Source organism: Salipaludibacillus sp. HK11 (assembly GCF_047795645.1).
Taxonomy (GTDB): domain Bacteria; phylum Bacillota; class Bacilli; order Bacillales; family Salisediminibacteriaceae; genus Salipaludibacillus.
Map to the genome: position 1 here is coordinate 173440 of NZ_CP181045.1, position 26426 is coordinate 199865.

The window sequence follows — 26426 nt, forward strand, 5'->3', positions numbered from 1 at the left end:
TTAGTTCCCCCGTTTAAATCGATTTTTCAAGGATTCCCAGCGGTGACCAATTCCTTGCTTGCCTTTAAGTAGGGTTTGAAATTGCTTTGGTTGATCAGCAATGATCATCTGCTTAAGATAATCAAGCTCATACTCCAATTGTTTTTCAAAAACAACTGTTTTTTCCTTTCGAGTGGTTTCTTGATCAAATTCAATCGGGGTTCCGATATGAATAAACCACTCAGGCAATTGGTGATGGAATAAACCATGGTAAAATACTATTGGAATCACAGGTGTAGACGATACAGATTCCTGAAGGTATGCTGCTCCAGAGAAGAAGTTGAATGGACGTTTCTCAAGATGAACTTCTTCACCTTGAGGGAATAAGAATAAGTGTTTCTCTTCGTGAAGTTGATCAGAAGCATAATGTAGCGATTCCATCAAGGATTTCCGGGATGATGGATTAACAGAAAAGGCGCCGATTTTAGCGAAAAATGGAAATCGTTCTATCCCTTCTTCAGCCATCATTGCAATTGCATCAAGTTTTAATTTTTCTTGATTTAAATAAAAAAGAATGAGAGAGTCCCACCAAGAACTATGGTTGATCAAATATATACCTTGTTTTTCAGTGGGGACGGTAGAGTTTTTCGATAGTGAAATTTGATGAAATGATCTCCTTAGTAAGTATTTATTGTAAGAATGAAAAATATTTTCAAAGAGTGGCTTTTTGTTTGCTTTTATCATCTATTTTCGTCCTTTTCAGTTTGAAATATATACTGTATATGACCAGTAATGTACTCAGAGATACGATGCATGCTAGCCACAATTGATTAACAAGTGAAACGATAACAAACATGATCACCATCATCGCATATAGCTTGACCATATTTATCGACCAAAAGGAAGAGCGAAGGTTACTCCATTGATTATTGCGATAATAAAGAAGATAGATGATGATATGGAGCAAGAAAGATAACAAGAACCATCCATAAAAATTAGAGAAAGGGATGCCATAATACAGTCCAGGTTGATTCCAGACCCAATATTGTTTTGCTTCGTAAGCAAACGGATCCAAGATCAAATCAAGCGACGTTGCAACTAATCCTCCGTAGATAGCATAAAAGAGTGCTTTAAATCTTGGAACTAATTTGACAATTGGTGCTGCAAGAGCATGCGAAGTTCCCATCACCATTATCCAAGCAAAACCAATCGTAATTGGAACACCAATTATTTTGGGACCAAAGTCAGTTTCATATGTATAGTCACCAAAGAACAAACCAGTGTGAACCCCGAAGCTTTCAATCGCCATTGAAAGCGTAAAGATGATGACTATCGCGAAGATTCCTTTGATTTTTGAGCCACTTCGATAGAAAAAAACGATTGCTAACAATCCAGAGGTAATTAAAAAGACGACATTCGCCCACTCTAACCAAGGTGGCACAAGGTCGAAACTTAATAGAAACACACCAATCGTGTACCAGATAATAAAAAAACGAAACAAATATACATCAAATTTAGCAGGCATAGCTGATTTCCCCTTAATATATAAAGATATATTCATTTATACTTTAAGAATGTTTAACTTCACTTAAGGATTAAAGTATAAGATAAACTAAGGCTTTCGCCATGATGGACTTGGCGACAAGCCAAGTTTTTCTAATATGTTATTAGCAATCATTGAAAATAATCTCTAGTTATTCTTCATTAAATTATATCGAATTGTAGAATAATTGTACAACAAATGCTAACGTTATGAAAAATAGGAGGGATGAGCATGACGAGACAGTTTGAAGAGAACGTGATAGTCACTGGGGCAGCGAAAGGAATCGGAAAAGTGATTTCGCACCATTATGCAGAAAAGGGTGCCCACGTGTGGCTTGTAGATATTCGAGAGGAAGATGGAATAAAACTGCAGAAAATTATTGAAGATAAAGCTCAGAAGGCAACGTTTGTTCATGTTGATGTTGCGAATGCAGAAAAGATAGAAGAGTTTTTTGAAAAGTTATCTTCTATGGGAGTAATGGTTGATACGATAATTAATAATGCAGGAGTGTCTTCTTTTACCCCACTTGAAGAATTAGACCTAAACGAATGGGATCGCATCATTAATACAAATGTTCGGAGTGCTTGGCTATTCGCAAAACTAGGAGCAGAATTAATGAAGAGAGGAAGTTCGATTATTAATATAGCCTCGACAAGGGCAACGATGTCTGAACCTGGTAGTGAAGCTTATGCAGCATCCAAAGGCGCTATGGTAGCATTAACTCATGCCCTTGCGGCAAGTCTATCTCCACAAGGTATAAGGGTAAACGCTATTAGCCCTGGATGGATTGAAACCGAAGAATACGATCAATTAAGAGATGTTGATCATGATCAACATTGGTCCAATCGTGTCGGTAAGCCTGAAGATATAGCACGTGCCTGTTTGTTTTTATCAAATCAAGAGAATGATTTCATTACAGGAGAAAATCTCGTGATTGACGGTGGAATGACACGTAAAATGATCTACAATCATTGATCTTTATATAAAACTCGGGTACGATCAAAAAAGATTGTCACATATTGGCATCAGAGAGGATTGACACAATGACAAAGATAAAATTAATTGCAACAGATATGGATGGGACGTTACTAGATGAAGCACGAGCCGTATCAACAGAAAACATACGCATCATTAAAGAAGCGCAACGGTTAGGGATAAAAGTCATCGTTGCAACAGGGAGAGATTATACGGAAGCTGTGTTTCCATTAAAAGAAGCAGGCCTTAGACTCCCGCTAATTTGTGTAAATGGAGCGGACATCCGCAAAGAAGATGGCGAAATTCTCCATCAACAAACATTGTCAACCGAACAATTCAAAAAAATGGATCGGATACTTACAGAGGAAGAAGTATATTTTGAGATTTATACGTCAAAAGGTGCTTATACCAATGATGAAAAACAAGGCTTACAGCTTGTCGTCGATGTGTTGCTAACGACAGGGGCCTATTCTTCATACGACAATGCTTTGAAATTAGCTGAGAAGCGCTTTGAAGAAGGTGCGATAAACAGAGTGGATAATTATCTAACATTATTGGAAAAATCGGGATACCAATTATTTAAGCTGTTAGCTTTTTCGAAAGATGATGTAAAGCGAGAACGTGCAAAACGTAGGCTAGAAGAAGAGTTAGAAATAACTATTAGTGCTTCTGCTAATGATAATTTGGAGATAACTAACAAATCAGCAACAAAAGGAAACGGTCTCGAGATCATGTCGAAACATTATAATATCGATTTGCCCGAAACAATGGTCCTAGGAGACAATTTCAATGATGTGTCAATGATGAAAGTAGCAGGATATGCAGTAGCGATGGAAAATGCGGATCCAGTAATTAAAGCCCTTTGCGATCTCGTGACGAAATCGAATGAAGAAGATGGCGTTGCCCATGCCATTCAAAAGGTTATTCCTAATTTGTAAAAGTGATACAAATTAACAGTAACAGCTTAAAAGTCCTAACAAATGGATTGTCCATTTGTTAGGACTTTTTTTGTATTTGAATACGTTAGGTGAGATTACTTTAGACTTCTAATCTAAGCGGCTTTACTTTGTGCTTTATTTTGGTTCTTTTCTCGAATATCTTTCAGATAATAAGTTAAAAAGAAAAGTCCGACGAGAGCATAACCAATCGCAAAATCATTGGCGGCACCAAATTGAAGACTTGGTGCATGCATCATGCCGATGAAACTTAAGAATGCGCCAGTAAAGGCAAAGATAGCTGCGCGATGAAATTGATGATCGATAATAAAAACAGTAATTGCGCCAAGTATAATTGCGGTAAACATTGCGCCTTCTCCTAATGGGACAATTCCAGGTGATAATTCTGCAATCGTTTCAGGAACAGGATTATTAAATCGTGTCATTAAATAATTTGCAAAATAAGGGAGCATCGCAATTGCTACAGCAGGATAATATTTCTCTTTATTCGTACTGAAAGCAGATGAAACCATCGAAATTCCGACAAATACCAAAATTGGTGCGACAACTGCAACAGGAATAATCGCACTTAATGCTGCAATAATACCAAAAGATGCAGCGATCGCAAATACACCAGCATTTAGCAAGCTATAACCTCGACCAGCACCCATTTTCTTAGAACCAACTGTAGCAATGTAAACTGTTGTCGGAAACATTCCACCAAATACAGAACCGAGCATCGTTCCGACTCCATCAACGGCTTGACATTCCCTGACATCATAGTCGTCTCCTTCAGCATTCATAGCTTCAACATTGTTCATTGTTTCCACAGCATTATAAATGGTGATTGGTAAAATAACCGCTAATAAACCGATCATTGCTCCAAATAAATATTCAAATCCTTGGAATACATCAATTGAAGGCAAAATTGGATAGAAACCTAAATGTGAAAAGCCTTCTCGAACTGCACTAGTATCCGCATAACCTAATGTAAAGGCTAAACCAGTTCCAATTACCATTGCAAATAGAGAAGCGGGAATACGAAATGGTAAAGATACTTTACCAACTATGCCAACAAGAATAACGGCTAACACAAATAGACCAACTACAGGCATTTCTAGAGATGTAAATAACATTTCTCCGGCAATGAAAGTGAGAGCTACGCCTGCTAATGCCCCGAGCATTGCAGCTCTTGGTATATTTCGTTGCACCCATCTTCCTGTAAAACTAGCTAATACTTCAATAAGTCCACTTATAAATGCAGCAGCCAACGCAATCTTCCAAGCGAGTTCAGGGTCACCAGTTAATGCATTTGCTGGGACAAGAACACCGAATAGAAAGATGAACATAACTGGCGTACTAATCCCATATGAGAGAGCAGTCACGTCCGTCCGTTTTTCTTTATTTGCTAAACGGTTTGCCATGAATGCATAATAGATATTACCGAAAATGACAGCAACAGCAGCGCCTGGGATGACTTTTCCAAAGACAAGGCTAGCTGGGAATCCGAATCCTAGCATCGTAACCGTAATAATCACGAAATTAGCTAAGTTATTTTGAAATAATGCAAAAAATGCATCCGTATCCTCTTTTTTATACCAAGGATAATGAAAGTTATTTTCTGACATGGCACGGTTTCACTCCTTTCTTAGGATTGTTTTATTGGATCAATGAAGCTAACTTGTCCATTTGATAGTCTTGAGATGCGTGCTAGTGACTCAATTTTGAATCCTTTTTCTTCTAAAAGATGTCTTCCTGGTTGAAATGATTTTTCAATAACAATCCCAAATCCAGCGATACTTGCCCGAGATTGGTTTACTAAATCAATGAGACCCAATGCGGCTTGTCCATTGGCTAGGAAATCATCAATGATGAGGATGTGATCATCTTTATGAATAAGGCTTTTACTTACTGAAATATCACTTGTCTCTTTTTTTGTGAATGAATGTACGGATGACGTGAAGAGGTTGTCTGTCATCGTAATCGATTTCCTTTTTCGTGCAAAAACGAGTTCACAATCTAGTGATAAGGAAGTCATTAATGCTGGCGCAATGCCAGAAGATTCTAATGTTAATATTTTAGTGATTCCGTCTTTCTCAAATCTGTGGGCAAACTCTATTCCAATCTCTTTCATTAATTGAGGGTGAATGCCATGATTAAGGAATGTATCAACTTTTAATACTTCTTCATTTAAAACTTTTCCTTCTTTTTCGATAAATTGCTTCAAACGTTCCATGTGATGCCTCCTAAATTGTGTGTACTAAAAAAACTCGATATTCTGCTCACGTCTCAGTAAAGAGTGAACAAAATCCCGAGTTTCAAAGAAGAAATATCAATGAAATATACATACATATCAATGATCGACATGTATGAATCAACAGTTTTGTCACTCGTAGTCAAACAATTTAAGGTCGTTTGGTAGAGACGCGTGAGCCGTATTCTCACAGTTATACGAGTATATGGAATTTTAGTGAATATGATTGATTATATCACAATAAATATATGAATCAAGAAAATTTTCCGAACGAAATAAAACAATTTTTTTACGAATGTACGCATTTAGGTGAGAGGGGGAAGGCCATGTTGTGTCTTCATGTGTAAGAAAAAGGTCGCCAATCGGCAACCTTTTTTAATAACTTGGATAAACATACGGACTATTAGGTTCCTCAATCTCGGTGATGGTTGCATTTGTAATGACAGGGATGACTTGTCCGTGGTAATCTCCTTCATCAATTACTCCTGTCGCAGAAATCCATGAATCATCTTCAAATTGAGTTACATTATCTGACTCTACTAATGTTCCATAAACACCAGCATCTGCTGTACAACAAGTCATCGCAAATCGAGCAGCAACGATCTGGTTACTATCAAAATCTGATTCTCGGTAAACAAATCCGATAAGTTCAACTTCTTTTCCTATGAATTTATCTAGGTAGAGATCGAAAACGGTCATCACATCTAAATAATTGGTTTCAGTGACAATAACCTTGTCGTCTTTAAGTAAGTCCTCTGCTAGTTCACGAAAATAGTCTTCATTAGACCAATTTTCATCATAGACATCTTCAGAAACATGGTCATCATCTTGACTAGTTGAACCTAGAGAATCTAAATAAGCATCCGGATCTTCTAAATAAGCATCTGCTCGAGAAGTTCCTCCATTTTCTTGGTCTTCATTGCTCTTTTCTGCCGTCTCGCTTGCGGACGTTTCAGTTTGTTCACCAATTCCGGAACCAAATTGAATGCCACGGTTGGCTGCGATAGAACTATCAAGTGCCTGGTCAGGAAGGGTGAATCCGAAAACGACTGGTAGGATAAAGATGCTATAAATCATCAATTTGACCCATGTAGGACCTTTGATTTGATGGTCGTGCTCACAATTGCAGGAATCGTGGTCGTGATCTTCGTTTTTACCCATGCTTCGTAAAACTTGTACAATTCCTAATATGAAAAAAGTTATCAACGAAAAATAGACGAAAGGCATCATCGTTGGTGCAATATAATAGACAATGTTGCCTGATAAGACTAACGCTAATATTAGCAGAGCAAATCCAATCAGAATAACGCCTTGAATAAATGCATGGAATGAATGATCATAATATTTCAAATGGGATTCCCCCTTTCGTGGTTTGAGTTTATTTCATTTACAATATCCATCCAAATAAAATCATTATCGAAAAGAATACGACAAAAGTTACAGTGATCATAAACGCAATGACAAATCTTGCTTTAAAGAATGCGAAAAGCATAAACGTATTTTTTAAATCTAACATCGGTCCATATACCAAGAAGGCAACGAGAGATTGATCTGTAAATTGATTACCGAAAGAGGAGGCAACGAATGCATCTGCTTCAGAACATAATGAAAGAAGGTATGCAAAAACCATCATTACAAGTGTCGAAGAGTATTCGTTAGAGCCGATCGTCTCCAGTAAACTACGGTCAAGAAATGTTTGAAATAATGCGGCAATGAACGCTCCTAATATTAAATACTTCCCCATCATAAAAAACTCGTCAACGGCATGGTAAAGCATGTCACGAACGCGAGTGAATAGGGAAACATTTCTTTGAGTAGGTTGAATCCCTTCACTATGAACGTGATGACTTGCAAGAGACATATTCGCAGTATGTCTTAACTGATTAGGTGATCGTTTAAATAGTCTGTAAAGGATCGCACCAATGATAATAGATAGGACGAAAGCTAGTCCCATTCTTGAATAAAGAATTGTTGGGTTGTTCCGAAACGCAAAATAGGTTGATGCAAAGACAACAGGATTCAAGATAGGTGCAGCGACCAAAAAAACAACGCCTACATGCATCGGCATGCCTTTTTTAATGAGTCTACGAACAACAGGTACAATTGCGCATTCGCATAATGGTATGATCGCACCAAGCATTGCTGCTGGTACTAAAGCAACGATTGCGTTCTTCGGCAAAAATCGTTTAATTGTTTCTTCTGAGACATACATTTGAATGAGTGCTGAAATAAAAACCCCGAGTAAAATAAATGGGATCGCTTCAATAACAATGCTGAGAAAAATCGTATTAACATTTATGAGTGCATTAGGAATCGATTCGATTTGTTCACTGTTACTCACTTGTTCACTAAATAAAAAAAGAATTAAAAATAAAAACAGAAGGCCAAGGCCTAATAAATCCTTGCCAATAATTTTTCCTTTATTTGAGTTTTTCATTTTAGGGCTCCCGAATTCATGATAACTATTTAATTACTGCTCATCATTTTAACAGAGGTTAGCTGTTACGTATATCAGTATTGCGAAATTGTAATAAAGATGAAAGAAAGCTAGTAGGGACGTCCCTACTAGCTTTACGAAATTACACTTCCATAATAGTTTCTGGGTTAATCATTGTGTAGACAAGGATCGCAAGAATGAAACAGTAAACAGCAAAATAAATTAATTTGCTTCGTTTTAAAAACTCAATTAACCAAATAATACCTAACATAGAAAAGAAAAATGTCACAACAAATGATACAAATAAATTGAGCGGGCCGATGTATGCGAGCATCTCTGGTGAGAAATCACCGAATGCTAACACAGTAGAACCAAGAATGACTGGAATCGCTAATAGAAATGAGTAACGAACAGCAGTCTCGCGATTTAACCCCAGTATGAGGGAAACGACAAGAGTTGAACCTGAACGTGAAATTCCAGGGATGACAGCTAATGTTTGTCCAAGTCCGACAATGATTGCGTCTAGAAATGTCATGGATGATTCATCTTTATTACCGACTTTATGGAATTTATCGATGAAAATTAGCGCAATTCCTGTGACGGTTAAAGATCCGGCGATCATCGCAGGCGTTTTTAGTCCTTCACCCATAAAACCAGTTAACAGTTGGCCCAAGACTCCAGTTATTGCAGTAGCAACGAGAATGTAGATACCAAAATAAAACTGCACACGATCTTCTCTTCTACGTTGGAAAATAAATTTAAAAAAGCCCTGAACAACTTTCAAAAGGTCTTTCCAGAAATAGAGAATAACAGCGAGTACGGAAGCGAGGTGCAAGAAAATTTCAAAAGCTAACCCAGGGAAAGTGTAACCTAATATCATTTGTGTGATAACGATATGAGCGGTGCTGGATACCGGTAGAAATTCAGTAATGCCTTGAACGATACCGAAAATAATTGCTTCTAATAATGTCAATGTAATCTTCCTTTCTAATGGCTTGAAAATATCTTATTGATCAAAAGTTTTTGTGAATAGTTAGTAAAGCCCTATAATTATGGTTGTAGTGTTATAGGTGACTAAATCACTTTGCTTGAAACGACCATCAACCACTTTTATATTCTAACAAAACTTTGACATACAAAGTATTATTTATTGTAAAAAATGTTCGTTTCTTTTAAATTAAATTTGAAATGTCGTATAATGAAGTGATCAGATAACACAAATATGCTTGGTTTATTATATGATATCGTAAGCTAAACATGATACTAGAATATAACTATGTTTTTTAGAAAGGAAGTTATCAATGAGAGTAAAACAAATATTTAGTATCGCGATCATCATTGTTGCGGTTGGAATCGGTGCAATTGTTATTTATGATGACCGCCGTGAAACGGATGCTAATCAGAAGCTATTAGATGAATATTTGGAGAGTGGTGGAATAGATGATAGGGAGAATGTCAACAATGATTTCGAGGAATATGAGGAAAGAGACGAAGTAGGCACTCAACCTGGGATGCTTGCAAAAGATTTTACTTTGGCAAACTTGGATGGGGATAAAGAGCCTGTGAAATTGTCCGATTTTCGAGGTCAATATGTTGTTGTTAATATGTGGGCTTCTTGGTGTCCACCTTGCCGGGATGAGATGCCTGATTTTGTTGAGTTTTATGAGAATTACAAAGATGAAGGTGTCGAGATGATCGGTGTCAATATGGCGACACAGGAACGGAATATGGATGCAGTTCAGCAGTTTGTCGATGATTTCACCGTACCATTTTATATAGCCTTAGATGAAGAGGGGGCAGTACTTGAAAATTATGCAGTACACGTGATGCCGACAACATACATTATTGATCCAGATGGTCGTGTAGCTGTGAACAGACCGGGGTTCATTAATTACGATATATTGGAAAACTATTATAAAGAAATAAAGGAAAACTATGAAGAAAATTTATCTTCATAAAACAAAGTGATTGGCATGAAAAAGTTCGTTATAAGCGGAATTAAGTAAAACGTATCGATTTCCAATTTGGAAATCGATACGTTTTTTAGTATGTTATTTCAAATGAGCTTTTTAGCAAAGTTTTTGGGGTTTATGGAGGCAGAAAATTGAGAGGAAGGGGCACGAGCGGAGGCGACTTGAGCCCTATGAGAGCAGAAAATTGAGGGGAGGGGTACAAAACTTCATGTTTGATATCGTTGTTCTTGACCAGTTGTTTTATTATTATTAAATAGGGAAATCATTACTATTGTGATGAGCACAATACCGCAGGTGAACAAAACAATATGAGTGTATATACAATATGGTCTGTGGAATACGCTGGTGTGATTAATAGGAGTAAGCCTAATCCATTGACACCTTCTTTTAAATAATAGGAGTTTTTCTCTGACGTGTAATCACGCTCCCTGCGATGGTTTATAATACTTTATAGGAGGAATAGATATGGTTTTACCCTCCGAGGGTGGTAGTAATGAATTTGAAAAAATGATCAGAAAGGTCACAGGTAGAAAGAAATTTAAAGATCGAAAACCGATATTTAATATCCTCGATCTTTTAACGTTGCTGGCTTTCATTGCTATTCCCGTGATATATAATACAAACCCTGAAATGATCATTAATCCATTTGTTGCCTGGTTATTTGTATTAAGCTTTTTTTGTTTTAAGCAGGCTACCGAGGGTCACGTAGAAGGAATCAAAGCCCAACGAATTGCTTTTCTTATTATGGGTGGAGCCAATTTACTATTTGCATTAGTTTTTTCGATACTTGTTAACCTGTAAACTATTTAATTTGTATTCTGATGTGGTAAAGTTTTGCACTCGCTCTTAGTGAGTTAACAGAGATATTCGATACGCACGCCCATTTTCCAAATGTGTTTTCAGCATAATTAAATTGACCTTTAAACTCACTCCACAATCAGAAAAAATAAAAAAAAGCCGGACAATGTATGCCCCGACTTTCCCCTTAGACAAACAGTTACCTTCGATGGTTTTCATAAACTGATTTTTTAACAATTCGTTGAATGTCGCTTATTAGCTGATGAGGGAGTTCAGGCACATTTGAACTTTGGATATTTTCGAGTAGTTGTGATCGTTGACTAGCACCTGCTACAGCAGTTGCTACCGGGAGTTGATCGATCACGTATCTTAATGAGAGTTGTTGCATCGTCATTCCTTTATCCATAGCGAGTTGCTTAAGCTGTGGCAATACTTCATTAAGTTCATCGGATGTGAAGTCCAAATACCCCTTTTCAGTTACTCTCCGTTGATAATCATCTGTTAGTAATCCTTTTGCTACAGGGCCACGGGAAATAATCGAGATTCCGTGTTTGTCGAACAAAGAGAACCATTCTTCAGGTCGTCGGTCAAGTATACTATATTGCATCATCACGCTGACAATATTCGAGTTCTCGGCAAATTTCTTAATTACATTTGGACGGATCGACGAGATACCATAATATCGGACCGTTCCTTCTTTGCTAAGTTCTTCGAATGCATCGATGACTTCATCAATAGGATCATCAATCGTTCCCCCGTGAAGTTGGTATAAATCCAAGTAATCTACATCTAACCGACGTAGTGAGTCTTTTAACGCAGATTTTATGTAGCTTTTCCTAGGGTTCCAACGCCAACCATCGATGCCATCTCCCCACTCATTGCCGCCTTTAGAAGCAAGTATTACTTTGTCTCTTTTTCCCTTCAATGCTTTTCCTACTGTTTCCTCATTGAAGCCGAGCTGATATAAGTCGGCTGTGTCAAAATAATTAATTCCACGATCAATCGCTTCATCAATTATAATTTGGTTTGCTGCATTATCATCTGATAAAGACATGCAGCCAAAACCGATCTCAGAAACAAATAAATTAGATGTCCCTAATTGGTTTTTCTTCATAAACAACCACCTCCATCTTTCTATACCCAAATTCATGTATGGATATGCCAATATCTTTTAAGTTTTATTGGAACACGGACATAAATAAACGTCAAATAGTTCTCGTAGAAAACCGATCGTGGGATTTTGATAATGAAAAACGTTGTTGACTTTGATATGCTAAAGAGGAAGCAAGAGAACGATAATTGGAGGCCATACGATGACAGATCATTTAATAGAAAAAACAATTAGTACGAAATCAATTTTCAAAGGGAAAATAATTGATTTAGAAGTGCAAGATGTCGTATTACCAGATGGGCAAGAAAGTAAACGAGAAATTATTCATCACCCAGGTGCTGTTGCTGTTGTCGCGTTTACTGATGAGGGGAAATTAATATTGGTGAAGCAATATCGCAAGGCACTTGAAAAGGTAATTGCTGAAATTCCTGCTGGAAAATTGGAAGTAGGAGAAGATCCTCTTGAATGTGCGAGACGCGAGTTAGAAGAAGAAACAGGTGTGAAGGCAGAAGAATTATCTAAGTTACACTCTTTTTATACGAGCCCTGGTTTTGCAAATGAAATCGTATATGTCTATTTAGCAGAAGGGTTAAAAGTTGGAACTCTTAATATGGATGAAGATGAATTTGTTGAAAGAATAGATGTAACTCTTGAAGAGGCGAAACAGATGATTGCAACTGAAGAAATTCATGATGCTAAAACGATTTACGCAATCCAATATTGGGAATTAATAGAAGCAAAGGCACACGAATAATTGTGAAGGAACAACTAGCATTTATGAATTATTACATGGATTTGCATGTTCATCTAGGCAGAACTACGAACAATGCGCCAGTGAAAATAACCGCTTCTAAAAACATGACCCTCGAGGCAGTATTACTTGAAGCCTCCAACAACAAAGGAATGGATATCATAGGAATTATTGATTGCCTCTCACCTTCTGTTCTAAGTGAAATAGAGCAGTTTATTCACGAAGGCAGAGCAACGGAATTATCTGAAGGTGGCGTACTATTTGATGGAAAAATAACAGTCATTCTTGGTGCAGAGATAGAACTTTATGATGAAAATTGTAAAGGGCCAATACACGTACTATGCTATTTTCCGACGATAGCTGACATGAAGTCTTTTTCAACATGGTGCAGTCATTATATAAAAAATATTCATTTAAGTACCCAACGGATATACATTTCTGCAAAAGAATTGCAAACGAAAGTGAAAAAAATGGGAGGATGGTTTATTCCTGCTCACGTGTTTACGCCATTTAAAAGTGTCTATGGTAAAGGAGTCGACACTTTTATGGAAGAAGTTTTTAACCTAGAACACATCGATGCGATTGAACTTGGTTTAAGTTCCGATACGTCGATGGGCAGTAAACTCTCAGAACTTGTACCTTTTCCATTTCTAACAAATTCTGATGCTCATTCAGTGAAGATGATTGCACGAGAGCATCAAGTGATTCAGACGGAAGCACCAACATTTCAAGAAATTAACAAAGCGCTACAATCATCAAAAGGTCGCTCGATTACTAAAAACGTTGGTTTGAGTCCTAAACTCGGTAAATATTTTCAAACAGTTTGCAAGTATTGCCATAAGACAATGAACGAAGCATCATCATGCAATCATGATGAGCGCTCGACAGTCAAAGGTGTAAGCGAGAGAATTAATGAGTTAACATTGCAACAACAAATAATTTCAACAGCAAGTAAAGCAAAATCTAAATTTTATAGACCTCCGTATCTTCATCAAGCACCTTTAGAAATGATTCCTGGGATCGGTCCTAAAACAATTCAATCTCTCATTTATAAATTTGGCTCCGAGATGGTTATTCTTCATGAAGTCCCTTCACGTGCTTTAAATGAGGTCCTCTCCCCAAAATTTGTTAAAATAGTAGATTTGATGCGTAGTGGTAAACTGGCGATTATTCCTGGTGGTGGTGGGACAAAAGGTAGAATTATAGAGTAGCAAACTATTTTTATCATAGTTTCTCGTGTTAATTCATAGACTCTGATAGATACATAATCAGATGAGAAATGAGGGACACGGAATGGCTAAGTCCTACTTGAAACGGAATAAACTGATAAATTACTTGGAGGAAAACCGATCAATCTATATTTTTACGACTGTTTTATTAATCATGGGTGTGATCTTCGGTGCAGTTATTATTAATAGTATGAGTTTTTCTCAGAAAAATGATTTGTACGCTTATTTGACACTTTTTTTTAGCGAAGTAGATAAAGGGGAGTTTGCTAATCCACAAGAAATATTTACGCAAAGTTTTGCTTATTATAGTAAGATGCTTGGTTTTATTTGGTTACTTGGATTATCGGTGATCGGTCTACCCATTGTATTTATTCTGCTTTTCATCAAAGGATTAATGGTCGGATTCACGGTTGGATTTCTTGTTGACCAAATGGGGTTTGAAGGATTTTTGTTTGCATTTGTATCTGTCTTTCCACAAAATATTATTCTAATTCCGATTTTTATTCTCGTTGCTTCAGCAGCCTCGTCTTTTTCGATAAAAATTTGGAGGCAAATTGTTAGTAGAGGACATCAGCCGATTTTTCAACAGTTCACATCCTACACACTTTTTATTTTACTTGTTGGTGGTATATTAGTTGGTGTATCAGCATTTGAAGCTTTTGTAAGTCCAGCTCTTATGCAATTTATCGTCGAAAAAGTCCTTTAATTTATAGAGGTTATTTATTAATAATTATTATAAATTAATTTTTGTAACAATTATCATTTGACACTTTTTTTTCTCAAAGAGTATAATGGAGGAAAGATGACACAGGCGATAAAGGAATATGAAGAAAAGTAGATTCCCATTGCCTGTAAAGTGGGAGAAATACTGATAAGTTAGGTGTAGGGGGAAAATCATGGAACAACGAATTGAGCGTATAAAGAAACAGTTACATTCGCAAAGTTATAAACTAACTCCACAACGTGAAGCGACCGTTCGTGTACTCCTTGAAAACGAAGATGACCACTTGAGTGCTGAAGATGTGTATATGCTAGTGAAAGAGAAGTACCCTGAAATTGGGCTGGCTACTGTATACCGTACATTAGAACTTCTTACAGAACTTAAGGTTGTTGACAAGATTAACTTTGGTGATGGTGTTTCGAGGTATGATTTGCGCCAAGAGGGAGCGGCACATTTTCACCATCATCTTGTATGTATCGAGTGTGGATCTGTGGATGAAATCCAAGAAGATTTATTAGAAGATGTAGAGAAAGTAGTCGAAGATCGTTGGAATTTTGTTATCAAAGACCATCGTCTAACATTCCACGGCATTTGCCACAGGTGTAATTAAATTAATAGCGTTGATTTATCAAACGGGAAATTCCACTACTGTCAGGTTTTTCTTGAGATTATATTCGGAAGAATTTTAGCGACGGGGAGTTCACATTAACAGTACTTACATGAATGCATGGAAGTACTGTTTTTACTTTAGGGGGGAGAAGTGTCAAAAAATAAAATTTATGTATACATTGTCTTCGCTTGGACATATCCTCTACTATTAAAGCTTATAAAAATGAGGGAGATGTATGGATAACTTTATTCGTATTTTTCAAATGATCTGGCTCTTTTTCCTGTTCATGGGGTGCACGCTCCTTTTCTATTATGGTATATTGTGGGTAAGTGTTGAATTTACAGAATACCATCGATATGAAGAACCTGAAGGAAAATCATTGAAGGTTGTCTCTCCGTCTTCACAAGAAGCAGAAGGGGAGTTAACATCAATCGAACGTTTACGCCTTTTTTTGTTGGATGGAGAATAACGAAAGGAGGTGGCCAATTGATGAAGGAAGAGTTAAAAGAGTTTATTACTTATTTAGTTGTTGAAAAAGCTCTAGCTCAAAACTCAACGAGAGCGTATGAAAGAGATTTATCTGCTTACATTGTATATTTGAATACTGTCGAACAGATTTTTACGTTTCGAGATGTGAAGAAGTCAGATATTCTTCATTTTTTACATCATTTAAATGAACGTGGTAGAGCTAATTCTACCATAGCTAGAATGCTTTCATCGATCAGGTCATTTCATCAATTTTTAATTAGGGAAGCATTTATTTCTAATGATCCATCTGTAAATATCGAGATGCCTAAGCAGAATGTAACTCTTCCAAAGATTCTATCAACTTTAGAAGTCGAATCTTTACTAGAGACGCCGGATCAAAGCACGCCATTAGGTAATCGTAATAAAGCAATGTTTGAATTGCTTTATGCAACAGGAGTAAGAGTCAGTGAATTATGTGGTTTGAGACTTGAAGATGTTCACTTGAATATGGGATTTATCCGATGTCTTGGAAAAGGTAATAAAGAGCGGATTATTCCACTTGGAAAAATCGCTGTTGAAGCCCTACATTATTATTTACAAGAAAGTAGACCTCATCTTACAAAAAGAGAATATCATCAGTCCTTATTCGTCAATCATCATGGCCGTCCTCTAAGTAGGCAAGGTTTTTGGAAAGTATTGAAACAATTAGCGATAGACTCGAAGATTGAAAAGGAAGTAACTCCTCATATATTACGACATTCATTTGCTACTCATTTATTGGAAAATGGTGCGGATTTAAGAGCTGTTCAAGAAATGTTAGGGCATGCTGATATATCAACAACGCAAATATATACTCACGTTACAAAAGTAAGAATGAGAGAAGTTTATACTCAATATCATCCTAGAGCATAAAGAGAATAAACTTTTTATTATATAAGAAGTCTGACTTCAGACAACGATTGTAAATCAATTAGATGACATGAATTAGGGTAAGGTATAATACTACAAGGTTCGAATGAGAAAAAGGAGGAAAATAAATGAGTATGAATAAATTCAAACGTATTTTTTTAATTGTTATGGATTCGGTAGGGGTTGGCGAAGCTCCCGATGCGAAAGAGTTTAATGATGAAGGGGCAGATACACTCGGACACATTGCTGAATCAATGAAAGGTTTGTCAATGCCTCATTTAGATAAACTTGGATTAACGCAAATTAAACAGTATGAAGGTGGTCAAGACATTAAAGAACCAACAGCTTTCTTTGGAAAAATGGCGGAACTATCTGTTGGTAAAGATACCATGACTGGTCATTGGGAAATCATGGGCTTACATATAGATAAACCTTTTCGGACGTTCCCAAATGGTTTTCCAGAAGAACTAATAGAGGAAATAGAAAAGAGAACTGACCGCAAAGTTCTTGGTAACAAACCAGCGTCTGGGACAGAAATTCTTGATGAATTAGGGGAAGCTCATATCAAAACAGGAGATTTAATTATTTATACATCAGCGGATTCAGTTCTGCAAATTGCTGCTCATGAAGAAGTGATTCCCCCTGAAGAGCTCTGGGAAATATGCAAAATTGCACGTCAACTTACATTGGACGAAAAGTATATGGTTGGACGCGTCATAGCAAGACCATTTTTAGGGGAACCAGGAAATTGGGAGAGGACGTCTAATCGACATGATTACGCACTAAAACCATTCGGAAGAACTGTCATGAATGAACTAAAGGATCAAGGGTTAGATTCAATCGGAATAGGAAAAATTTCTGATATATTTGATGGAGAAGGGATCACCAATTCCTTAAGAACAACATCTAACATGGATGGGATGGACAAATTAAAACAAACACTTGCGATGGATTTTCAGGGACTAAGTTTTCTAAATTTAGTTGATTTTGACGCAAAGTTTGGTCATCGTCGAGATCCAATCGGTTATGGCAATGCTCTGGAGGAATTTGACGCACGTCTTCCTGAAGTATTGGAAAACTTAAAAGATGATGACTTGTTGATTATCACAGCAGATCATGGGAACGATCCTGTTCATCATGGGACAGATCATACGAGAGAATATGTACCGCTTCTTGTTTATAATAAGCAACTGACACTGGGGAAATCGATCGGTATTAGAAAAACGTTTGCTGATATTGGTGCAACAGTCGCAGATAACTTTAATGTGAGGTTACCTGCATTTGGAGAAAGTTTCTTAGATGAATTAAAATAGGAGATGATATTATGATAAATATGGAAATGATAATGGAAGCGAAACAATTTATTGAGAAAAAAATTACGACTAAGCCTTCGATTGGACTCATTCTTGGATCCGGATTAGGCGTGTTGGCAGATGAAATAACAAATCCAGTGAAAATCGCTTACAATGAAATTCCCGGTTTCCCGACATCTACGGTTGCAGGTCACAAAGGTCAATTGGTAATTGGTGACCTTCAAGGTAAAACGGTAGTCGCGATGCAAGGTCGATTTCATTATTATGAAGGATACTCTATGGATCTTGTGACACTTCCAGTCCGTGTGATGAAAGCAATTGGAGTGGAACAACTGATTGTGACTAATGCTGCAGGAGGAATAAATGAAGCGTTTGATCCTGGAGATTTAATGATTATAAACGATCATATAAATATGTTTGGCACTAATCCGCTGATTGGACCAAATGATGAAGAAGTTGGCGTCCGTTTTCCAGATATGTCTCAGGCTTATACAAAGGAGTTAGTTGAATTAGCTAAAGAAGTGGCGGATGAGATTAATCTAAAAGTAAGACAAGGTATTTATGTAGGAAATACGGGGCCTACGTATGAAACTCCAGCTGAAATTCGAATGCTTCGTACATTAGGAGGCGATGCGGTTGGTATGTCAACAGTACCAGAAGTAATTGTCGCACGTCACAGTGGCATGAATGTTCTAGGGATGTCTTGTATTTCGAATATGGCAGCAGGGATTCTCGATCAACCACTTACTCACGATGAGGTAATGGACACAACGGAAAAAGTAAGAGCTGATTTCCTTCAATTTGTGAAACAAATTGTAAAGAAAATGAAGGGTTAGGTGAAATGATGACTTCAGTTAATATGATTCAAGAATCAGCAGAATGGATCAAACAAAAAATAACTGTTGAACCAATGGTAGGGTTAATATTAGGGTCTGGTTTAGGTGATTTAGCAGACGAAATTGATCAACCTGTCCATCTTTCATACGAGGATATTCCGCATTTTCCAACTTCAACAGTGGCTGGACATAAAGGACAGCTTGTTATCGGTTCGTTAGAAGGGAAACCTGTCATGGCGATGCAAGGTAGGTTCCATTATTATGAAGGGTATTCTATGCAAGAAATTACATTTCCGGTCCGCGTCATGAAAGAATTAGGCTGTGAGAGTTTAATTGTCACCAATGCATGTGGTGGAATGAATGACGATTTTCAACCCGGAGACCTAATGATCATTGATGATCACATTAATTTCACTGGTGGAAATCCGTTGATCGGCAAGAATTTAGATGGCTATGGTCCGCGTTTCCCAGATATGAGCAATACTTATACTCCAGCTTTACGTGAACATGCTTTTGAATCTGCAGAAAAATTAGGACAAGAGATTCAAAGAGGTGTTTATGCAGCTGTCAGTGGACCGACATATATGTCGGGTGCGGAGCTCGTGATGTTACGCAAGCTAGGTGGAGACGTTGTTGGCATGTCTACAGTACCTGAAGCTATGGTAGCACGACACATGTCCATGAATATCCTAGGTATTTCTTGCATCACAGATATGGCTATCGGTGAAACGATTGAAGGGATTACACATGAAGAAGTGATGGAAGTAGCGGCACAAGCAAAACCAAGGTTTAAAACACTTGTTCGCCATGTGTTGAAAACGGGGAAAAGTGAGTTGTGGCATTCGAAAGAGGAGGAATAAACAATGAGAATGGTTGATTTAATTGAGAAAAAGCGAAATGGTCTCGTTCATTCGAAAGAAGAGATCGACTTTATTATTAATGGATATTCCAATGACTCAATACCAGATTACCAAATTAGTGCATGGGCGATGGCGGTATTTTTCAAAGATATGACGCAAGAAGAAAGTGCCTATTTGACAGATGCAATGGTTCAATCGGGCGATACGATTGATCTTTCAGCGATTGAAGGAATTAAGGTTGATAAGCATTCTACTGGTGGTGTGGGGGATACAACGACATTAGTTTTAGCTCCTTTAGTTGCTAGCGTAGGAGTTCCAGTTGCGAAGATGAGTGGCCGAGGTTTAGGTCATACTGGTGGTACGATAGATAAATTAGAGGCGATCCCAGGGTTCAGTGTGGAAATTACTAATGAAAAGTTTATTGAATTAGTAAATAAAAATAAAGCGGCGGTTATTGGGCAGACTCAAAATTTAACACCTGCAGATAAAAAGCTTTATGGCTTAAGAGATGTGACTGCAACAGTAAATTCGATCCCACTCATCGCAAGTTCCATTATGAGTAAAAAAATTGCTTCAGGTGCAGATGCAATTGTGTTGGATGTCAAAACAGGGTCAGGCGCTTTTATGAAAGAGTTGTCTGAGTCAAAAGTTTTAGCCGAGGCGATGGTGAAAATCGGTAACAACTTGGGTCGTCAAACTTCAGCGGTTATTTCAGATATGAGTCAGCCGCTTGGTTATATGATCGGAAATGCGTTAGAAGTGAAAGAAGCGGTTGATACATTGAAGGGGAAAGGACCGAAAGATTTAACTGATCTTTGTTTAACACTTGGTAGTCATATGGTGGTGTTAGCGAAAAAAGCAAAAACGCTTACTGAAGCAAAAAAGTTATTGCAAGAAGCAATATCGTCTGGAAAGGCTTTGCAACAATTCAAGCTGTTCGTTGAATCACAAAATGGCGATTCATCAGTAATAGATAATCCTGAAAAACTTACTGCTGCCAAATATAAAGTAGATATTCTAGCAGAAAAAAATGGATATGTAGCAGAAATCGTCGCTGATCAAATTGGTGTGGCAGCGATGCTTCTCGGAGCAGGACGAGCGACAAAAACTTCAGAAATAGATCTCTCTGTTGGTATCGAACTACGCAAGAAAATCGCAGATCAAGTGAATGTTGGAGAACCGATAGCGACCATTTACGCGAATCAAGAAGATATTGAAGCATCAAAACAAAAAATTATCTCTTCGTATAAAATTTCAACGACAAAAGTAGATGCACCAAAGTTAATCTACGATGTCATCTCTTAATTTAAAGTTACCCTCGCTATAACCCATAGCGAGGGTAACTTTTTTTGTTTAGTCAAGACGAAAAGGGGTATCTACCATAGCTGCAGCTTGTACTACCAACATGTGCCCCATCTATGCTCAATTAGCTAGGCAAAGGATACAAGATGAAAAGCAGCAGTATCTCGCTCCAAATAGAACTCCCAACACGACACTTTATCCATATTTCATTTTTCTTTTAAAAAATTAGAATAAAATATTTATCACTTGGAGAAAATAAAGAGAACTCAGATTGAAGACTAGCGGAGGGATATGAATTGAAAAATGTTGTAATGGGTTTTCTAACTATTCTAGTATTTATCTATCAAACCCCATTTGTCCAAGCAAATGAAGAAAATCAAGACTTTGCCGATGAAGCAACTTCGGCTATTTTAATGGAACGAGATACCGGCGAGGTACTTTATGAAAAAAACAGTAACGAAGCTCTTCCTCCGGCAAGTATGACAAAAATAATGACGATGTTGCTAATCATGGAAGCGATTGATGATGGCGATTTATCATGGGATGAAAAAGTTCGAACGAGTGAAAGAGCGGCCTCAATGGGAGGGTCGCAAATATTTTTAGAACCTGGAGAGGAAATGACTGTAGAACAAATGATGAAAGGTATTGCTATTGCCTCTGGTAACGATGCTTCGGTTGCGATGGCAGAACACTTAGCTGGTTCAGAAAAAGAATTTGTGCGGCTTATGAATGAAAGAGCAAAAGAATTAGGATTGAAAAATACAAACTTCGTTAATTCAAATGGGTTACCTGCTGAAAATCACTACACATCCTCATACGATTTAGCGATAATTGGGAAAGAACTTTTACACCATGAAAAAATCACAGAGTTTACCAGTGTTTACGAGGATTATTTAAGAGAAGATTCGGATGACCCATTTTGGTTAGTGAACACGAATAAATTGGTCAAATTCTATCCTGGTGTGGATGGATTAAAAACAGGTTTTACTAGAGACGCGATGTATTGTTTGACGGCGACAGCAAATAAAGATGGAATGAGAATGATCTCGGTTGTTATGGGGGCGCCTACACCGAAAGATAGAAACCGTCAGATTACTGAAATGTTTGATTACGCTTATAGTCAATACAAACTTCATAATCTATATGAGGCACAAGATGTATTGGGGAAAGTAAGAGTTGATAAAGGAAGTAATCGTGAAGTGGATGTAATGATAGAAGAACCACTCTCAATCCTAATTAAAAAAGGCGAAGATATTGAAGGGATGACCGAAAAAGTGACATTAAATAAAGACGTTAAAGCACCAATTGAACAAGGAACTCAATTGGGAAAGATTGTACTAGAGAATGATGGAAAGGAAGTTACCAGTAAAAATCTAGTCGCATCTGACTCCATCGAACGAGCTTCGTTGTGGCAATTAGTAAAGAGGACTTCATCGCTCATGTTTGGTGGATGAAGTTATCTGAGAAAAGCGCGAAGACAGAATATCCTAATACTCTGAGGTAGGGAACCTACAACCCAGAATACCCAGGTTAAAATTAACACGAATTTCAACTGGTTTTAGCGAATCTGCACTAGTTTTGTTTTTGGGAAGGATTAAAGGTTGTTTAAAAGGAATTAGTTGAGCGTAACCATCGTTTCCAAATGGAGAGGGAAACCGGAGGGGCATTGAACTTTAATCGAAGGAGTGAAACGTCATGAGTTTGTTAATTGATTTGGAAGAAAAAGAACAAGTACTTTGTGTCAGATTAGTTGGTGAATTGGACCATCATACGGCGGTTAAACTACGTGAAAGAGTGGATGCGGCATTAACGGAGCATCATCTAACTCATGTATTGATGAATTTAGAGAAGCTTACATTTATGGATAGCTCTGGCTTGGGAGTCGTTCTTGGTAGGTATAAGAAGGTAAAAACTGTTGGTGGAGAGATGGTTATATGTTGTATGTCTCCTCAAGTGAAGAGGTTATTTGAGCTTTCAGGTTTATTTAAAATTGTTACACTTGCCACTAACGAAAGAGAAGCGTTACTCAGTTTGGGGGTGGCGTCATGAATAATCGGATGGAGCTTTCATTTTTAGCAAGAAGTGCAAACGAATCATTTGCGAGAGTTTCAGTAGGAGCATTCGTGAGTCAACTTGATCCAACATTAGATGAGTTAACAGAAATAAAAACCGTTGTGAGTGAAGCGGTAACTAATTCAATCATACATGGATATCAAGAAAGTGATGAAGGGATCGTGTATATCGAAGTTGAGTTGATTGACGACACAGTAAAGCTCGTCATTCGTGATGAAGGGAATGGCATTGGTGATTTGGAAGAAGCACGGGAACCACTATACACTTCTAAACCTGAATTGGAGAGAAGTGGAATGGGATTTACTATAATGGAGAATTTCATGGATAACATTGAAGTAGATTCTGAGCCAATGAATGGAACAACAGTTACATTGATGAAACGACTCTCGAAGCAAAAAGCCTTTTGTAATTGAGAGGATACCCTATGATGAATCTAGATTATAAGAAGACTAAGAAGAAACATTTGCAAGATAAAGAGGTTAAAGAATTAATCGCACAGGCTCAGAAAGGGGATCGAACAGCTAGAGATAGGATAGTTCACCATAATACAAGACTTGTGTGGTCCGTTGTTCAGCGATTTATGAACCGCGGATATGACCAAGACGATTTATTTCAAATTGGCTGTATAGGCTTAATTAAATCAATAGATAAATTTGATTTAACTTACGAAGTGAAGTTTTCGACGTATGCAGTGCCAATGATAATTGGTGAAATTCAGCGGTTTTTAAGAGATGATGGAACTGTGAAAGTAAGTCGATCTATTAAAGAATCAGCTAATCATATTCGAAAAATGAACGATGAGTTATCAAAGACTCTTGGCCGAGTGCCGACAATACAAGAGATTGCTAACAAGTTGGATCTGTCGCCAGAGGAAGTTGTATTTGCACAAGAAGCCAGTCGCCAACTCGCTTCGATTCATGAGACAGTGTATGAAAACGATGGTGATCCTATTACAATTCTCGACCAAATCTCAAATCCTGATGATGGGAAATGGTTTGATAGAATCGCTTTAAAAGATGAAATTGATAAATTAAATGAACGAGAAAAACTGATTATTTACTTACGGTATTACAAAGATCAAACTCAATCTCAAGTTGCTGAGAGATTAAGCATTTCCCAAGTACAAGTTTCTCGATTAGAAAAGAAAATACTAGATCAATTAAAGGAACAACTCAACGAATAATGTTGAGTTGTTTTTTTGTATGGAATTGAATACTTTCACTAATACTAAGTTAGTACAAACAAGCTGAGACGAGAAGGTGAGTTCATGACGAGATTGAAAAAAGTGATCTTTATAACAGATGGCGATGAATCGGCTGTAAATGCAGCTAGTGTCGCGGCAAATTCTCTTCAATGCTATTTTCTTTCTTTATCTAAGGGAAATCCTAGTATTATCCAAACAGACGTTTTAATTAGAAAAATATTGGAAGCTCCGATAGAGCCTGTCATTGTTTTATTTGATGATGCGGGATACCCAGGCATTGGTCCTGGAGAATCGCGTATGAGAGGCGTAGCGAATTCCCCTTTTATTCAAGTGTTAGGTGTTATCGCAGTTGCTGCTCATACAGATACAGACGATTGGTCAAAAGTGGACGTATGTGTTGATCGCTATGGAAATATTACAGAATACGGTGTTGACAAAGCTGGGATAAAAGAAACAGAAATAAAAAGAATACGAGGGGATACTGTGGATCTTTTAAATGTCAATGAAGATCCAATCATTATTGGGGTTGGTGATGTAGGAAAAATGGGAGGGTATGATGACTTTGAAAAAGGAGCCCCTGTCACAAAAAAAGCGATTCAATTGATTTTGGAAAGGAGTGGTCTAAGTGACCCACCAAGATGAAAGCAAGATTGACCATCCTATTTCAGAAGACATCCATGAAAATGAGCGTTGTCTAAAAAAGCGAGTTGGTATTGGTGAAAGTTTTGACGTAGGTGTTAGAAAAATATCTGTCCTCGATAAAGAAGTTCAATTTTATTTTGTAAATGGATTGTGCGATATTCAATACATTATTGAATTGTTAAAAGAACTAATGTTTCTTGATGCGGTTGAACAAAAAAAATCTAGTGTAAAAGAGCAGATTTTAAACCGGCTAACTCATGTACAAGTAGAAGAAGTAGGTACGCTAGATGAAGCCATCGTAGAAATGTTATCAGGGTTAATTTTTATTCTCATTGAAGGAGATTCCAAAGCCCTTGTGATTGATGTGAGAAATTACCCTGGGAGAGGCCCTGAGGAACCTGATACCGAAAAAGTTGTCAGAGGAAGTCGAGACGGTTATACGGAAAATATTATTGAAAATACTGCATTGACAAGAAGAAGAATCCGCGATGAACGATTAAGAAACGAAATTATGCGCGTTGGCCGTCGATCTAAAACTGATATCAGTGTTACTTATATTAAAGGCATCGCGGATCCGAAACTTGTGAAAATTGTTCAGAAAGAGTTAAAAGGCATTGATATCGATGGATTAACCATGGCTGATAAGGCTGTTGAAGAATTTGTAGTTAAACAAGGATATAATCCATTTCCGATGGTTCGCTATACCGAAAGACCTGATGTGTGTGCAACTCATTTATTGGAAGGTCACGTCGTTTTATTTATCGATGCATCTCCAAGTGTGATTATTATTCCAACAACGTTTTTTCACCATGTACAGCATGCTGAGGAATATCGTCAAGCACCGATGGCGGGGACTTTTTTTCGATGGGTGAGATTTTCAGGGATTCTATTTGCTTTATTTATTTTGCCATTTTGGTTGTTAATGGTACAAGAACCCGAGCTTCTTCCCGATGCTTTCGACTATATTGGTCCTTCAGAAGATTCGAATGTACCGGTATTTGGGCAGATTGTTTTAGCAGAGTTAGGAATAGAATTATTAAGGATGGCGGCGATCCATACACCTTCTCCATTAGCAACAGCATTAGGACTTGTTGCTGCTTTGTTAATTGGAGAAATTGCAATAGAAGTAGGACTGTTTATTCCTGAGGTAATTCTCTATGTTGCGGTTGGCGCGATCGGAATGTTTGCAACACCAAGTTATGAATTGTCAGTTGCATTAAAAATACTACGACTCGTTCTTCTGTTTTCGGTGGCGCTATTCAACGTCCCAGGGTTTGTCCTAGGTACAGCGGTACTGTTTATCCTGCTCGTACGATCAAAAACCCTAGGGGCGCCATATATGTGGCCGTTCCTACCTTTTTATCCAAAAGCGTTATTTGATATTATTTTCCGGCAGGCAGTACCAATTAAACGGAAGAGACCGAGTATTGTTCATCCGCAGAATGTAACGAAACAAGATGGTTAATAAATTTTCTAATGTATTCGTATGTTAGTTGCATGATG

The 26426-nt window shown here is 37.5% G+C and carries 28 protein-coding genes and 1 riboswitch; of the genes, 20 read left to right on the top strand and 8 right to left on the bottom strand.

The window, feature by feature from the left end:
* Together ACM26V_RS01085 and ACM26V_RS01090 are read right to left on the bottom strand one after the other, a co-directional pair.
* Entirely contained in the window at positions 1-723 is a 723-nt protein-coding gene (locus ACM26V_RS01085; protein WP_416149621.1) for a lysophospholipid acyltransferase family protein, read from the bottom strand.
* Positions 692-1504, bottom strand: a complete 813-nt coding sequence (locus ACM26V_RS01090) for a carotenoid biosynthesis protein (RefSeq protein WP_416149622.1) — start codon at positions 1502-1504, stop codon at positions 692-694. Before ACM26V_RS01090 ends, ACM26V_RS01085 begins: the two co-directional genes overlap by 32 nt.
* Positions 1505-1753: 249 nt before the next feature.
* Here ACM26V_RS01090 and ACM26V_RS01095 point away from each other — a divergent pair, with 249 nt between their 5' ends.
* Positions 1754-2497, top strand: coding sequence for an SDR family oxidoreductase (locus ACM26V_RS01095; protein WP_416149623.1), 744 nt, complete (start codon positions 1754-1756; stop codon positions 2495-2497).
* A gap of 68 nt (positions 2498-2565) precedes the next feature.
* On the top strand, positions 2566-3435 hold the full coding sequence (locus ACM26V_RS01100; RefSeq protein ID WP_416149624.1) for a Cof-type HAD-IIB family hydrolase: 870 nt from the start codon (positions 2566-2568) through the stop codon (positions 3433-3435).
* 113 nt (positions 3436-3548) lie between these two features.
* Here the strand turns inward: ACM26V_RS01100 and ACM26V_RS01105 are convergent, their stop codons facing one another.
* The 5 genes from ACM26V_RS01105 to uppP all read right to left on the bottom strand — a co-directional run bounded on the left by ACM26V_RS01105 (position 3549) and on the right by uppP (position 9096).
* Entirely contained in the window at positions 3549-5060 is a 1512-nt protein-coding gene (locus tag ACM26V_RS01105; protein WP_416149625.1) for an NCS2 family permease, read from the bottom strand.
* 20 nt (positions 5061-5080) lie between these two features.
* A complete protein-coding gene (locus ACM26V_RS01110; RefSeq protein WP_416149626.1) occupies positions 5081-5668 on the bottom strand; it encodes a xanthine phosphoribosyltransferase in 588 nt (195 codons plus the stop codon).
* 137 nt (positions 5669-5805) lie between these two features.
* A riboswitch (purine riboswitch) is annotated at positions 5806-5907 on the bottom strand.
* Positions 5908-6061: 154 nt separating this feature from the next.
* Complete coding sequence (locus tag ACM26V_RS01115; protein WP_416149627.1) at positions 6062-7036, bottom strand: TIGR03943 family putative permease subunit; 975 nt, start codon at positions 7034-7036, stop codon at positions 6062-6064.
* Positions 7037-7073: 37 nt separating this feature from the next.
* Complete coding sequence (locus tag ACM26V_RS01120; protein ID WP_416149628.1) at positions 7074-8123, bottom strand: permease; 1050 nt, start codon at positions 8121-8123, stop codon at positions 7074-7076.
* Positions 8124-8265: 142 nt separating this feature from the next.
* Positions 8266-9096: an undecaprenyl-diphosphatase UppP gene (gene uppP, locus ACM26V_RS01125; protein WP_416149629.1), complete on the bottom strand. Its 831-nt coding sequence runs from the start codon at positions 9094-9096 to the stop codon at positions 8266-8268.
* 328 nt (positions 9097-9424) lie between these two features.
* On the opposite strand from uppP, the gene ACM26V_RS01130 reads away from it, so the two are divergent.
* Positions 9425-10081: a TlpA disulfide reductase family protein gene (locus ACM26V_RS01130; RefSeq protein ID WP_416149630.1), complete on the top strand. Its 657-nt coding sequence runs from the start codon at positions 9425-9427 to the stop codon at positions 10079-10081.
* Between the two features lie 480 nt (positions 10082-10561).
* Positions 10562-10897, top strand: a complete 336-nt coding sequence (locus ACM26V_RS01135; RefSeq protein ID WP_416149631.1) for a hypothetical protein — start codon at positions 10562-10564, stop codon at positions 10895-10897.
* A 196-nt stretch (positions 10898-11093) separates the two neighbouring features.
* Here the strand turns inward: ACM26V_RS01135 and ACM26V_RS01140 are convergent, their stop codons facing one another.
* Complete coding sequence (locus tag ACM26V_RS01140; protein WP_416149632.1) at positions 11094-12008, bottom strand: aldo/keto reductase; 915 nt, start codon at positions 12006-12008, stop codon at positions 11094-11096.
* A gap of 199 nt (positions 12009-12207) precedes the next feature.
* Here ACM26V_RS01140 and ACM26V_RS01145 point away from each other — a divergent pair, with 199 nt between their 5' ends.
* The 16 genes from ACM26V_RS01145 (at position 12208) to ACM26V_RS01220 (ending at position 26388) form a co-directional block, all read left to right on the top strand.
* Entirely contained in the window at positions 12208-12759 is a 552-nt protein-coding gene (locus ACM26V_RS01145) for an NUDIX hydrolase (protein ID WP_416149633.1), read from the top strand.
* A gap of 2 nt (positions 12760-12761) precedes the next feature.
* Positions 12762-13967 carry an endonuclease Q family protein gene (locus ACM26V_RS01150; RefSeq protein WP_416149634.1) on the top strand — a complete coding sequence of 402 codons (1206 nt, stop codon included), beginning with the start codon at positions 12762-12764 and terminating at the stop codon, positions 13965-13967.
* Positions 13968-14049: 82 nt separating this feature from the next.
* Positions 14050-14691, top strand: coding sequence for a stage II sporulation protein M (gene spoIIM / locus ACM26V_RS01155; protein WP_416149635.1), 642 nt, complete (start codon positions 14050-14052; stop codon positions 14689-14691).
* Positions 14692-14881: 190 nt separating this feature from the next.
* Positions 14882-15316 (top strand): Fur family transcriptional regulator, encoded by a 435-nt coding sequence (locus ACM26V_RS01160; RefSeq protein ID WP_416149636.1) that lies wholly within the window; start codon positions 14882-14884, stop codon positions 15314-15316.
* Positions 15317-15551: 235 nt separating this feature from the next.
* A complete protein-coding gene (locus tag ACM26V_RS01165) occupies positions 15552-15785 on the top strand; it encodes a YqzK family protein (protein ID WP_416149637.1) in 234 nt (77 codons plus the stop codon).
* A gap of 20 nt (positions 15786-15805) precedes the next feature.
* Positions 15806-16696, top strand: coding sequence for a site-specific tyrosine recombinase XerD (gene xerD / locus ACM26V_RS01170; RefSeq protein WP_416149638.1), 891 nt, complete (start codon positions 15806-15808; stop codon positions 16694-16696).
* Positions 16697-16821: 125 nt separating this feature from the next.
* Entirely contained in the window at positions 16822-18006 is a 1185-nt protein-coding gene (gene deoB / locus ACM26V_RS01175; protein WP_416149639.1) for a phosphopentomutase, read from the top strand.
* Positions 18007-18026: 20 nt separating this feature from the next.
* Positions 18027-18842, top strand: a complete 816-nt coding sequence (locus ACM26V_RS01180; protein WP_416151760.1) for a purine-nucleoside phosphorylase — start codon at positions 18027-18029, stop codon at positions 18840-18842.
* Between the two features lie 5 nt (positions 18843-18847).
* A complete protein-coding gene (locus ACM26V_RS01185) occupies positions 18848-19702 on the top strand; it encodes a purine-nucleoside phosphorylase (RefSeq protein WP_416149640.1) in 855 nt (284 codons plus the stop codon).
* 3 nt (positions 19703-19705) lie between these two features.
* On the top strand, positions 19706-21007 hold the full coding sequence (locus ACM26V_RS01190) for a pyrimidine-nucleoside phosphorylase (RefSeq protein WP_416149641.1): 1302 nt from the start codon (positions 19706-19708) through the stop codon (positions 21005-21007).
* A 293-nt stretch (positions 21008-21300) separates the two neighbouring features.
* A complete protein-coding gene (locus tag ACM26V_RS01195) occupies positions 21301-22458 on the top strand; it encodes a D-alanyl-D-alanine carboxypeptidase family protein (protein ID WP_416149642.1) in 1158 nt (385 codons plus the stop codon).
* A 241-nt stretch (positions 22459-22699) separates the two neighbouring features.
* Positions 22700-23053: an anti-sigma F factor antagonist gene (spoIIAA, locus tag ACM26V_RS01200; RefSeq protein ID WP_416149643.1), complete on the top strand. Its 354-nt coding sequence runs from the start codon at positions 22700-22702 to the stop codon at positions 23051-23053.
* Positions 23050-23490 carry an anti-sigma F factor gene (gene spoIIAB, locus ACM26V_RS01205; protein WP_416149644.1) on the top strand — a complete coding sequence of 147 codons (441 nt, stop codon included), beginning with the start codon at positions 23050-23052 and terminating at the stop codon, positions 23488-23490. Before spoIIAA ends, spoIIAB begins: the two co-directional genes overlap by 4 nt.
* A 14-nt stretch (positions 23491-23504) precedes the next feature.
* On the top strand, positions 23505-24260 hold the full coding sequence (gene sigF / locus ACM26V_RS01210) for an RNA polymerase sporulation sigma factor SigF (RefSeq protein WP_416151761.1): 756 nt from the start codon (positions 23505-23507) through the stop codon (positions 24258-24260).
* A gap of 84 nt (positions 24261-24344) precedes the next feature.
* Complete coding sequence (locus ACM26V_RS01215; protein ID WP_416149645.1) at positions 24345-24923, top strand: stage V sporulation protein AE; 579 nt, start codon at positions 24345-24347, stop codon at positions 24921-24923.
* Positions 24907-26388 carry a spore germination protein gene (locus tag ACM26V_RS01220; RefSeq protein WP_416149646.1) on the top strand — a complete coding sequence of 494 codons (1482 nt, stop codon included), beginning with the start codon at positions 24907-24909 and terminating at the stop codon, positions 26386-26388. The genes ACM26V_RS01215 and ACM26V_RS01220 overlap by 17 nt, the downstream gene beginning before the upstream one ends.
* The last annotated feature ends 38 nt before the right edge of the window (positions 26389-26426 follow it).

What these genes read in the sequence shown, in the direction of transcription:
- spoIIAA (WP_416149643.1), top strand. Translation starts at nt 22,700, where the DNA reads ATGAGTTTGTTAATTGATTTGGAAGAAAAAGAACAAGTACTTTGTGTC.
- ACM26V_RS01180 (WP_416151760.1), top strand. Translation starts at nt 18,027, where the DNA reads ATGGAAATGATAATGGAAGCGAAACAATTTATTGAGAAAAAAATTACG.
- ACM26V_RS01190 (WP_416149641.1), top strand. Translation starts at nt 19,706, where the DNA reads ATGAGAATGGTTGATTTAATTGAGAAAAAGCGAAATGGTCTCGTTCAT.
- ACM26V_RS01105 (WP_416149625.1), bottom strand. Translation starts at nt 5,060, where the DNA reads ATGTCAGAAAATAACTTTCATTATCCTTGGTATAAAAAAGAGGATACG.
- xerD (WP_416149638.1), top strand. Translation starts at nt 15,806, where the DNA reads ATGAAGGAAGAGTTAAAAGAGTTTATTACTTATTTAGTTGTTGAAAAA.
- ACM26V_RS01215 (WP_416149645.1), top strand. Translation starts at nt 24,345, where the DNA reads ATGACGAGATTGAAAAAAGTGATCTTTATAACAGATGGCGATGAATCG.
- ACM26V_RS01120 (WP_416149628.1), bottom strand. Translation starts at nt 8,123, where the DNA reads ATGAAAAACTCAAATAAAGGAAAAATTATTGGCAAGGATTTATTAGGC.
- ACM26V_RS01100 (WP_416149624.1), top strand. Translation starts at nt 2,566, where the DNA reads ATGACAAAGATAAAATTAATTGCAACAGATATGGATGGGACGTTACTA.
- ACM26V_RS01185 (WP_416149640.1), top strand. Translation starts at nt 18,848, where the DNA reads ATGATGACTTCAGTTAATATGATTCAAGAATCAGCAGAATGGATCAAA.
- ACM26V_RS01085 (WP_416149621.1), bottom strand. Translation starts at nt 723, where the DNA reads ATGATAAAAGCAAACAAAAAGCCACTCTTTGAAAATATTTTTCATTCT.
- ACM26V_RS01135 (WP_416149631.1), top strand. Translation starts at nt 10,562, where the DNA reads ATGGTTTTACCCTCCGAGGGTGGTAGTAATGAATTTGAAAAAATGATC.
- ACM26V_RS01095 (WP_416149623.1), top strand. Translation starts at nt 1,754, where the DNA reads ATGACGAGACAGTTTGAAGAGAACGTGATAGTCACTGGGGCAGCGAAA.
- deoB (WP_416149639.1), top strand. Translation starts at nt 16,822, where the DNA reads ATGAGTATGAATAAATTCAAACGTATTTTTTTAATTGTTATGGATTCG.
- sigF (WP_416151761.1), top strand. Translation starts at nt 23,505, where the DNA reads ATGAATCTAGATTATAAGAAGACTAAGAAGAAACATTTGCAAGATAAA.
- ACM26V_RS01145 (WP_416149633.1), top strand. Translation starts at nt 12,208, where the DNA reads ATGACAGATCATTTAATAGAAAAAACAATTAGTACGAAATCAATTTTC.
- spoIIAB (WP_416149644.1), top strand. Translation starts at nt 23,050, where the DNA reads ATGAATAATCGGATGGAGCTTTCATTTTTAGCAAGAAGTGCAAACGAA.
- ACM26V_RS01090 (WP_416149622.1), bottom strand. Translation starts at nt 1,504, where the DNA reads ATGCCTGCTAAATTTGATGTATATTTGTTTCGTTTTTTTATTATCTGG.
- ACM26V_RS01110 (WP_416149626.1), bottom strand. Translation starts at nt 5,668, where the DNA reads ATGGAACGTTTGAAGCAATTTATCGAAAAAGAAGGAAAAGTTTTAAAT.
- ACM26V_RS01130 (WP_416149630.1), top strand. Translation starts at nt 9,425, where the DNA reads ATGAGAGTAAAACAAATATTTAGTATCGCGATCATCATTGTTGCGGTT.
- ACM26V_RS01140 (WP_416149632.1), bottom strand. Translation starts at nt 12,008, where the DNA reads ATGAAGAAAAACCAATTAGGGACATCTAATTTATTTGTTTCTGAGATC.
- spoIIM (WP_416149635.1), top strand. Translation starts at nt 14,050, where the DNA reads ATGGCTAAGTCCTACTTGAAACGGAATAAACTGATAAATTACTTGGAG.
- ACM26V_RS01165 (WP_416149637.1), top strand. Translation starts at nt 15,552, where the DNA reads ATGGATAACTTTATTCGTATTTTTCAAATGATCTGGCTCTTTTTCCTG.
- ACM26V_RS01160 (WP_416149636.1), top strand. Translation starts at nt 14,882, where the DNA reads ATGGAACAACGAATTGAGCGTATAAAGAAACAGTTACATTCGCAAAGT.